At 30.8% G+C, this 11,232-nt stretch carries 7 protein-coding genes; all 7 read right to left on the reverse strand.

Annotated elements, in window-relative coordinates; all coding sequences use genetic code 11:
- Positions 1–118: 118 nt before the first annotated feature.
- A complete protein-coding gene (locus HMPREF3241_RS09845) occupies positions 119–520 on the reverse strand; it encodes a YisL family protein (protein WP_001831989.1) in 402 nt (133 codons plus the stop codon).
- Between the two features lie 354 nt (positions 521–874).
- Complete coding sequence (locus tag HMPREF3241_RS09850; RefSeq protein ID WP_070853643.1) at positions 875–1,780, reverse strand: fumarylacetoacetate hydrolase family protein; 906 nt, start codon at positions 1,778–1,780, stop codon at positions 875–877.
- Between the two features lie 198 nt (positions 1,781–1,978).
- Positions 1,979–5,635: a helicase-exonuclease AddAB subunit AddA gene (gene addA / locus HMPREF3241_RS09855; RefSeq protein ID WP_070853644.1), complete on the reverse strand. Its 3,657-nt coding sequence runs from the start codon at positions 5,633–5,635 to the stop codon at positions 1,979–1,981.
- On the reverse strand, positions 5,632–9,102 hold the full coding sequence (gene addB / locus HMPREF3241_RS09860; protein ID WP_002491664.1) for a helicase-exonuclease AddAB subunit AddB: 3,471 nt from the start codon (positions 9,100–9,102) through the stop codon (positions 5,632–5,634). The genes addA and addB overlap by 4 nt, the downstream gene beginning before the upstream one ends.
- Positions 9,103–9,222: 120 nt before the next feature.
- On the reverse strand, positions 9,223–9,798 hold the full coding sequence (lepB, locus tag HMPREF3241_RS09865; protein WP_002446055.1) for a signal peptidase I: 576 nt from the start codon (positions 9,796–9,798) through the stop codon (positions 9,223–9,225).
- Between the two features lie 18 nt (positions 9,799–9,816).
- Positions 9,817–10,338: a signal peptidase I gene (gene lepB / locus HMPREF3241_RS09870; RefSeq protein WP_070853645.1), complete on the reverse strand. Its 522-nt coding sequence runs from the start codon at positions 10,336–10,338 to the stop codon at positions 9,817–9,819.
- 3 nt (positions 10,339–10,341) lie between these two features.
- Positions 10,342–10,917 (reverse strand): TVP38/TMEM64 family protein, encoded by a 576-nt coding sequence (locus HMPREF3241_RS09875; protein ID WP_002446053.1) that lies wholly within the window; start codon positions 10,915–10,917, stop codon positions 10,342–10,344.
- Positions 10,918–11,232: the final 315 nt, after the last annotated feature.

An 11,232-nucleotide genomic window follows, 5' to 3' on the forward strand; every position in this document is an offset into this window, starting at 1 on the left:
ATTAAGTTCCCGTTTTAAGGGTTCAGTGCCAAGAATTCATTTTGGTCTTTTATTTAGGAATAATATGATGTTCATACTTCAATAAATATAAATCATACGCAATTGTATCCAAGCATGTTTAACTTATTCCAAATATTTTAGAAATTGGGCCCCAAGGTAAAATAACACCAATAGCCATTGTAATTATGATTAAAATAATAGTAATCCAAAAGAATTTATGGCTAGTCTGTTGTTTTTTTCTTTTAGCAATGGAAATTTCCATAAATGCGATAACAGCTAAACCACATAACATTTTTAAAGTAAGTAGCATATGATTTCCACCTTCACCATTAGAGGCAGCCATAAACTCTTCGATTAATTCCCAAAAACCAGAAATTAATGTTAATAGCATGAATAATCTTAATGCCATATGTAAAGGTTTATAATAAGGTGATGCACCTTGCGTTTTTGAATAATTTAAATAAGTTGCGATAAATAAAATAATTGCTAATACCCAACTTAAAATATGGACATGTAACATGTTTGTCCCCCCATCTTTTTATTTCTAAATCATCATAACATATTTCTAAATATTTGATGATGCCATAACTTTAATTTTTATCAATAATTAAAATAATAAATATTTTGATAAATATACAAGAAAGTCTAGGATACAAATAATATCCCAGACTTTCTTAACAAATAGTCATTCGATGACTGAATTAAAAATGTATTAATATCTATTTTTTGAACAGAAATTTCAAAATAAGCAAATTGAATTCCAACGCTCAACACATAGAATTACACTAAAATTTTACAGACAAAGCAAGTTAGGGCTTGGGGAGTAATATATTTACTCCACGCCCATTTAACTTTTTAAATCATTGTATAACTCTTAATTTTTAGATATATATGTTGTTAAAGTGCCAATATTATCTATAGTTACTTTGACTTCATCACCTGTTTGTAAAAATTGTGGTGGTTGTAAACCAGCACCCACACCAGCGGGTGTACCAGTTGCAATGATATCGCCTGGATGTAAAGCCACATATTTTGAAATCTTTTCGATGAGTTCATCTATTTTTAAAATCATCTCTCCAGTGTTACCATCTTGTCGAATTTCGTTATTCACTTTTGTTACGATATTTACATTCTCTGGCGTAGGTAATTCGTCTTTGGTTACTATATAAGGACCCATTGGGCATGCCCCAGTTAAACTTTTTGATAAGAATGCTTGATCATGTGAACTTTGCGCAGTGCGATCTGTAATATCATTGATAATTGTGTACCCATAAATATAATCTAAAGCTAATCCTCTAGGAATCTTTTCGCCTGATTTTCCAATTACAATTCCAAGTTCTCCCTCATAGTCCAATTGTTCTGTAATATCTTTATGATTAGGAATTGTTGCTTCATCACCAGTTAAAGATGAAGCCGCTTTGGTAAATACATATAAACTATCAACTTCATGATTTAATTCACTAGCATGATCTTCATAATTTCTACCAAATGCAATCACATTATTAGGAGGTGTCACTGGTGGTAGAAAATCAATATCAGTGAATAAAAATTTAAATTCCTCATCTCTTCCACTTTCTTCAGCTGCGACAACTGCTTTTCGAACTTGCTCTTGAAAGTCTAAAGTTTGATTTTGCTGTAGACCTGCAATTAAAGTTTTAGGATTAAAGTCTTTGTCCCCAAACTCAGCAAAAACCATTGGTAAATCCCAAACAGCATCTTCACGTTTTACTTTAACACCATATGAAGTTCTGTCATTATGTTTGAATGATAGAAATTTCATTCATAATCAACTCCTCATCTATATCTTATTACATATTATAACTATATCTAAGTTCAAATAACAAATATATAAGTAAGAAAATTAAGAAAGTTTATTTGTAATCTTAATAACAGACATATATACAGTAAAGCCGTGTTTTCTTGGTTAGGATGAAAGCACGGCCTATTGTTTCCCACTTTATCAAAGTAACTTTGAATTTTAATTATCTATTTCTAATGTACCAAATTTGAAAAAATATAAATAACCCTTAACAGGTCGTTTAAGTATTGTTTCTAAAGTATTTCGATAATATGTCATTTGTATCTGATATTTTTCTTTGAGCTGATTCCCTATTTCTTCATCACTCATACCTTTTCTTCTATTAAAGGCATCCGTTTTGTAATCAACAAAGTAAAATTGTCCGTCACTTTCATATATTAAATCAATCATACCTTGAATAATGGATACATCTTCATCTTCACTTGTAAGTCCATCAACTTTAATTTGATTTACCACAAAAGGTAATTCAGTATAAACATTGTCAGCTTGAGCTATTTCCATATAGAGAGGTCCATCAATGAAATGCATAATCTCATCTATTCTAATATCCTCTTTTGCATCTTCATCAATAAGTTGTTTGTCAATCAATCCATCGATATATTGAAGTAATTCGTCCTTTGTTAAACGTTGTTCTCTAAAAGGTAAATGTTGCATGACTGTATGCATTAAAGTTCCTATTTCATTTGCTTTTCTTTTTTTGGTTTGAGTAAGAAACTTGGGTCTTTCATAAGATGCAACACCAATACGATATTGACGTACTCTATCATAATTTGTATTACTTTCTTCAGTTTCTAACTGGCGTTTTAACTCTGATACCGACTGTTTAGATGGTTTTATCGTGTTAACTTTAAAAGGGTAGTCATAAGAAAGCTGTTGATGAATTTTAATTTTCACATCTTCATTACCAGTATTTATGCCCTTTAATTCTTCGATAGTTCTTATTTCATTATCATTAACAACTTCTTCAGTTGAAACATCCTCGTAATGATCAATCACTATTGATACACGTGGCTTCACTTCAGAATTTAATTGATTAATATCTCTTTCGAATCTTTGATCATTTGGCAATGAAGCCGATTGATGCTTAGCCAAAATACCATAAATAAGAACAAATGGATTTGTAGCAGTAAGGCGTTCATTAACTGCTATATGTGTGTCTGAAACAGCTAATTGTTCATATTTAATTAATGATTTTTCATCTTTGACTCTTCCAACTAAAATAAGTTGCTCTTTTGCTCGCGTCAACGCAACATAGACTAAGCGCATTTCTTCAGATATGAGTTCTTTTTCATTTATTGCTCTATATGCCACAGAAGCAAGCGAAGGAAAAGCCATATCTTTATTTACATCAAAATAATCCATACCTAAACCATATTGTTGATTTAGAATAACTGGTGCATTCAGGTCACCTTTGTTGAATTTTTTAGATAATCCTGAGTAAATTACAAATGGAAATTCTAATCCTTTACTACTATGAATCGTCATCATTCTAACCACATTATCGTTAGGACCTACGACATTTTCTTCACCAAAATCTTTCTTACGATCAATAAGCTCATCAATAAAACGAATAAATTGGAATAAACCTCTGAAACTTGAATTTTCAAATTCAACAGCTTTATTAAATAGCCCATATAGATTCGCTCTTCTACCTTTACCTCCAATGAGACCGCTAAAGTACTGAATTACAAAATGATCATTATAAAATTTATCAATTAATTGGTAGACCGGTTGACTTTGACTATAATTTTGATATTTTTGTATATCCTGAATAAAACGATTTAACTTGTCAACCAATCTAGAATCAGCTTTTTCATCAATCATATAATTTTTTATAGATTGATAAAAGTAATCATTATGAGGGCTTACAACTCTTATTTTGGCTAATTCTTCTTCAGTAAATTGATATATTACAGAACGCATCAACCCCACTAAATAAATGTCTTGAAGTGGATTATCTATTGTTCTTAAAAATGAAAGAACAAGACGTACTTCAGTTTGCTCAAAATACCCTTCCTTACTATTTACGTGAAAAGGGATATCATTATTTTTAAAAGCTTGTTGAAGATTACGAGCTTGACCAAAACTTCTCTCCAAAATTACGATATCTTTATAAGTTGCTTTTCTGTATTGACCTGTTTTCATATCGTATACGTTTTGATGATTAATAATATCTTTAACTTGTTCAACAATGTAATTCGCTTCTTGTTCACTTCCAGTTAAGTCACTATTTTCTGAACTTTCCTCAACAAGTGCTCGTAATTGAACGGGATGTGAAACTTTGTCATATGGTGCACCAAAATACAATTGCGCTGCATCATCATATGAAATTTCCCCTACTTGTTCATCCATCATATGTTTGAACAAATAATTGGTTGTAGATAACACTTCCTGTCTCGAACGAAAGTTTTGCGATAAGTCAATGCGCAAGCCACTGTCAGTTCCACTACTAGAAAAGCGATTATATTTTTCAATAAATAAACTGGGATCAGCTTGTCTAAATTTATAAATAGACTGCTTCACATCTCCAACCATGAACAAGTTACCGTCGTGTTCTTCACCAGTTTTAATACAAGATAATATTTTCTCTTGCACCCTATTAGTATCTTGATACTCATCAACTAGGATTTCTTTAAAATGTTCACGATACGTTTCAGCGATACGCGAAGGTGAGCCATCTTCGTTAGTAAGAATGCGTAATGCAAAATGTTCATAATCTGAGAAATCCAAAATATTACGACTTCGTTTTTGAACACCAAATGAATGTATCACATCTTGAACTATTTGAGCTAAATAAGCCACTCGAGGAGCAAGTTGTTGCATATCTCTTTTCAAATCATCTGCATTTCTAGAAAAGTAATCATTTTTTACTTTCATAACTAAAGATTTATATTTATCATAATGTTGTTTTGCTTCATTTAAAGCATCTTCCATGCCTTCATTTGCTTCTTTTATTTTGCTATTTATTGCAGGAAAACGACTCATAAATTCATGTTGTGTGATAACATCTGTATTTAATACTTTCCCTTCAATGGCTTTAGTAATAAACATGCGTTCAGTTTCAACAACTTCAAGTTGCTTATCAACACTTTCCATCATTGAGAATAAATCATAACATTTTTGTAATTCTTCATATCCTGCTTTCATAAAAATCATTGCTAAATCATTGATAAGCTGCATTAATTGTTGCTGTTTATTCTCTTCTTTGTATGGTTGCGCTAATTGATTGAGCCATTCAAATGGTTGTGGATTAGCAATACTGAAAAAATATAACTGCTTAATAATACTTCTAAATTGATCATCATTCCTATCTGATGATAGTTGTTCGGTTAATTCTATAAAGTGAGGATCTAATTTATCATAGTGTTGTTCTAAAACATCATCAATAGTTTGTTCTAATAATAATATATTTTCCGCTTCACTACTTGTTCTAAAATGAGGGTCGATATCTAATACATCATAATGCTGCTGAATCAATTTCAAACAGAAACTGTGTAAAGTCGAAATCTGTGCTTGATGAATTTTGATGCGCTGATTCTTTAAATGTTCATTGTTGGGATCCTTAAAAGATGCTTCCTGTATACGTTTATCAACTCGATGCTTCATCTCACGTGCGCTTAAATTCGTAAATGTTACAACTAGTAACCGATCTACATCTACATCATCTCTAAGTATACGTTGTATAATACGCTCAACTAGAACGGCTGTTTTACCGGAACCTGCTGCAGCAGCAACAAGTATGTCCTGACCTTTCGCATAAATACTTTGCCATTGTGCATCTGTCCAAATCACATCTTGTGGTTTAGTTGGAATCATGTCTTTTCACCACCTTCAGTTCTTAATTGTTGAATTAAATCTAATGGTTTTATCGATTCATCTACCGTTCTATAACGCTTACTATCTATTAATCCGTCTACATGACAAACTGATTTATAATTACAAAATTGACAAGGTAATACTTGTTTGTACTTCAAGGGTGCCACTTCAGTATGTCCATCCATAATGTGGGTGGCTGTCTCGATAAAATTCTTCTTATTATGTTCTATCAATTGATAAATGATGTTTTCATCAGCTACTTTACTACTACGCTGATTTATAGCGCCTTTAGCTGTTAATGCTATTGGAACAATATCCGAATTATACTTTGGTTCAAGTCTAATATCAAAAGCATCTAACACTTCTTGATCACGATTAAGTAAACCGCTCATTTTAAAGTTTTTGATATAGTCTTTTTGAAATTGGTCTTCATCTATATCTGCCCAACTTTTAAATTTAATACGCGGTTCATGGACATGGAAATAAAGTAGCCCCCCTGGTTTCACAATATCTGTAAGACCTAAACGTTCTTTGTTTTGTAATACAATATCCATGTAGGTCATCATTTGCATTTGCAAACCATAATAAACTTTTGTTAAATCGAGTGTTGCACTACTTTCTGAAGATTTATAATCAATGATATTGACATAACTATGATCACCTTTTGTATATGTATCAATACGATCGATTTGACCTCTTATATTAATCGGAATTCCCTGATTGGTAATCAGTGGTTGTGCAACAAGTTCATCTTTGTTTTTAGGTGATTTTCTAAATCCTGTTTCAAATCGTTGGGGCACAAATTTAGAGTAATCCCCTTGATATTTAAGTGCCTTTAAAGTTGTTTCAACGATTGATCCAATCTTTTTAGATAAATATTTATAATACGCAGATGAATTTAACAAATTAAACTGTACTTTAGGTAAAATAAGTTCTAATGCTTCTTTAGTAAGTGATTGAATATTCTTAGTATCTAAATTCTTGAAGTTACCATAAATTCGATCGGAAATATATTTTAAAACTGAATGGAAAATATCTCCTAAGTCAAAATTTTGTAATTCATATTTAGTGCGTTCATTTAATCGTAAACCATGCGAAGCATAATGTTTAAAAGGACATTGTTGATAACCTTCAAAACGAGACACACTAGCGTTGATAGTTTTACCATAAAGTTGTTGTGATAAAGTTTCATTTAATTGGACAGTCTCGTTATCATATGTCAATGACGTAGTAAGATAATCTAAACCTTGATTTAATTGATCATCGTCTCGAATAGCTAAATATGCATCCAACCAACGAATATCGATGTCTTCATGGTCTAACCAACCTCTTAAATATTCAAAAAGCTGAATTTTTGTTTGATGTGAATGTTGCATCATTAATAAAGGTTGCGCTTCATGTAAATCTTGTAGATTGGTGATTTCTAAATCATAAAATAGTTCTTTAATTTGCGTTAAAAAAGGACTAATTTCCTTCTCATCTCCAGAATTTCCCATTAAACTATATGAAAATGTAACGCTTTGTTGACTCCTTGTCATAGCGATGTAACAAACAAACGCTTCATCCATTTGCAGTATATCTGAAGTTGGACTTAACTCAACATGTGCATTGTCCTCAACATATTTCTTCTCTTCATCTGTAATCAAACTTGATGAAGATACAGTCTGTGGTAATATACCATCATTCATACCAACCATATAAATATGTTTTTTATTATCAACTTTCGCTAAATCCATTGTACCTATACTAACTTGATCCAAAGTTTGAGGTATCATAACAAACTCTAATTGCTCTAAACCTATATCAAAAACATCTAAAAATTGTTGAAGTGTCATTTCCTGATCATCAAAAACAGTAACTAAATCATCTAAAATTTGTATTAAACCGTTCCATACTTGGTCAATTTCTTCGGCTTTTTCTGTTAGACCCGCCAACTCTAATTCATCACGTTGAGTCATTAACTGACTCGGTAATTCAAAATACTCTAAACTTTCATAAAATGACGTAGCATAATCTTTAACAGTATGTGCTTCATTCATAGCTTGTTCGAAATATAACACTTTATCTATAACATTCTTTTTAAGTTTAATTACTTCTTTGTATAATGCTTGATGTTCTTCAGTTAGTTGATGTGATTTACGTCCCATTCTACTAAACTGATCAATACTAAAGATATCTTCGTCTAACCAACGTTTACCATAAACACCACGTTCTAAAACGAAATTTTCCAGTAAATCAATTAAATAGCTACTTCTTTTAAATTGAGACGTTAATACATTCGTTTTAAACAATCGTAACATTGCATTAATATGCCAATTTGAACGTATCACTTCTAATAAAGAACGTAACATTTCCATGATGGGATGATGTGTCATAGATTTTTTAGTATCAATGTTAAATGGTATATCATATGAAGGAAGTATTGACTCGAATAGATATGCATACGATTCATCACGGTATAATATAGCAATATCCCTGAATTTATAATCTGCTTCTCTGACATCTTTTAAAATACGTCGAGCTACTTCATTTATTTCTTCTCTCATACTTGAAGATTCAAATATTTTAACATGATTTTGATGATGTTTAGGCGTAAATTGTAATGCATCAAACCCATTTTCAAGATTCTTTAAATCATCATTTTTATAGCGATAAAATGTATTAAAATAAGTTTTATTTAGATTTATATTTAAACGATTAGCGATATCCTCCAAATGTGATAAAACTTCAGATGATTTTCTAAACAAACTAAATGGATGGTGGCTGCCATCGGTCGTTAATAACACAGTCACCTGTTTGGCGTGTTGAACAAGTGCTTCTATAATTCTATATTCCAATGTAGAAAAATTATGAAACCCATCAATAAATACTTCAGCCTTTTTTATCCACTGAGATTGAGATAGTATTTCAATGAATTGTTGCAAACTATCCTCTGTTGTTATAAATTCACCATTCATTCGTGATTCTAATTGTTTATAAATAAGAGAAATGTCTTCTAATTTATGTTTTGTTCTCGTTTGCATTGAATGATTATCTATCAATTGATCTAAGTGCTCAGGAGTGACATTATATTTTTTAAAATCTTGAATTTGCTCAGCTAACTTTTCACTTAAACCATAGTATTGAGCTTGTGAAGCATACAATTTCAAATCAGACTCATGTTGTTGAACAATATGGAAAATCATCATTTCTAAAGCAGCCTTAGATAATCGTTGTTCTGTTAAACCACCAACTTCTTGAAAAACACGATGACTCAATCTTTCAAAGTGAAGTACTTCAGTTCTCAAACTACCATGAAGTTCGGAATCATTTACAAATGCTTGTTCTAATTGAAAAGTACTCTGCGTAGGTGCAATTAATACTATAGGATCACCCAGCGGGTCTTGCTTCATTTTATTTTTTATTTGAGTAAGCATGGCTGTTGACTTTCCTGTACCTGCTCGACCAATATATGTATTAAATTCCATAACATTCCCTCACTCCTTTAATATTAATCATATCACACAGGTGTATCTTCTAAGAAAAACAAAAAAGAGATTTCTATTTTTTTAAAAGCATGAATAGAAATCTCCAAAGTTGATTGATATTTAATTTTTAGTGTTATTTGGATTGAAGTTAGATTTAAATTCACTGAAAGGCCAATATCTAAGCGATACCTTTCCAACAATTTGGTCTTTGTCAATTAAACCAAATGAACGACTATCTTTACTTACCTCACGGTTATCTCCCAAAACTAAATATTTACCTTTAGGAATAACATTAGATTGAGGATTAGCATTTGGTAAATTTTTTGTTTTGAAACTACCTGTGATATACTCAGTTTGCTTACGTTTCTCGTTATAGTTCAAGTATGGTTCTGATTGCTTTTTACCATTAACATAGAGTGTATCATTTTTATATTCAACACTATCACCTGGAGTTCCAATAACTCTTTTAACATAATCATCTTTTTTATTAGCATGAAATACAATGACATTTCCTTTTTCAACGCCACCTAATTTATAGCCAATAATATTTACCACTACACGCTCTCCATCTTTTAATGTGGGATCCATTGAATCACCTTTAATAGAATATGACTTCCCAACAAATTTAGTGATTAAGGCTATAAGTGCAATGGCAACGGCTATGGCAACAACCCACTCTAAAATTTCTTTTTTCAAAATCTACACCTCTTCTGGTTATTTAAATTGATAGTTAAATTCTTTAAATGGATAATATTTCAAACTGACATCTCCAATGATATCTTTCTTATCTATTAAACCATAGGTTCTTGAATCAGAATGTTTGTTATTATTATCATTTAAAACAAAATATGCTCCCGGTGGAATCGTATCACCATCAGAATTTTTAATTTCTCTTAATGTAATGTCTTTAATATGCCTATCTTTCATATATGGTTCATTTACTTGTCTATCATCGATATAAATACGTTGTGATTTAATACTCACAGACTCACCAGGCTTTCCTATAATTCTGCTAAAATAAGTTTTGTTATTATGCCTGTACATGATTATATCACCACGTTGTATTAGGTCAAACGTGACTTTAATTTTATTAACTATTACTCTATCTCCCGTTTGCAAGGTAGGTGTCATGCTATTATTTGATATCATAGCGCCTACGATTATAAATGATTGAATGAATATTACAATAATAATTGCAAAAGTAAAGGAAATCAAATATTTAATCAATTGTTTCATGTTTTACTCCTTGGTAGAACCCATAAAATACTTTTCTACCTTTTTACTAATAAACCACAATACTACGAGTAACACTATCATAATAAGCGCTCTTAAAGGATTAGTAAATATGGTGAAAATTTCTTTTCCCATTACTCCTAGAATAGTAATTGAAATCAATTTAGAAATAACTAATACCAAAAAGTAATATTTTATTTTGATGTGAGATAAGCTCGCAATAATATTTATTAATGTATTGGGTGTAAATGGAAAGCATAATAATATGAATAAAGGGATAAGCCCTTGTCTATCTATGAAGCTAATAAGCCTTTGAACAGACTTTCTACTTTTTAATTTTTTCATTCTTATTGTATTCACAAATTTTTTACAAATAAGAAAAACAGTAAAAGTACCTGAGACGATACCTAGCCAACTGATAATTATACCTGGAAACAATCCATACGCATGTATTAATAGCACGACGTACAAAGTGAGAGGCAACACAGGTACAATGGCTCTTAAATAAAGCATAATGAACCCAGGAATATATCCGAATTGTCGAAATGCGTCAAACCATTCTTCTAATTGAGAAAGCGACAATACATCAAATCCTTTCTTAGGGTTGTATTACTTATTCATTATAGTTGTAAATGATGTTTTTTGAAACATTAAAATTAGGTCAACAACACAAATCAGACTTAGGTAGGAATTAAAAATTTATATATTGATATCTAATTCATCAAATTTTGCTATTTCATTCTTTATCAAAAATCTAATGGAGTGAATATTTATTATTTCCTACTCTGAATTTGACTTTTTATTAGTCTGACGTTACTCAATTTTCATTTTCTCTTATTAACACACATAATAAAAATGAGTCCGAGACATAAAGTTCTAGGATAAGTAAATAAAGAC

Origin of the sequence: Staphylococcus sp. HMSC34G04, from assembly GCF_001838765.1 — a bacterium.
GTDB classification, from domain to species: Bacteria; Bacillota; Bacilli; order Staphylococcales; family Staphylococcaceae; genus Staphylococcus; species Staphylococcus epidermidis.

What these genes read in the sequence shown, in the direction of transcription:
- HMPREF3241_RS09845 (WP_001831989.1), bottom strand. Translation starts at nt 520, where the DNA reads ATGTTACATGTCCATATTTTAAGTTGGGTATTAGCAATTATTTTATTT.
- HMPREF3241_RS09850 (WP_070853643.1), bottom strand. Translation starts at nt 1,780, where the DNA reads ATGAAATTTCTATCATTCAAACATAATGACAGAACTTCATATGGTGTT.
- addA (WP_070853644.1), bottom strand. Translation starts at nt 5,635, where the DNA reads ATGATTCCAACTAAACCACAAGATGTGATTTGGACAGATGCACAATGG.
- addB (WP_002491664.1), bottom strand. Translation starts at nt 9,102, where the DNA reads ATGGAATTTAATACATATATTGGTCGAGCAGGTACAGGAAAGTCAACA.
- lepB (WP_070853645.1), bottom strand. Translation starts at nt 10,338, where the DNA reads ATGAAACAATTGATTAAATATTTGATTTCCTTTACTTTTGCAATTATT.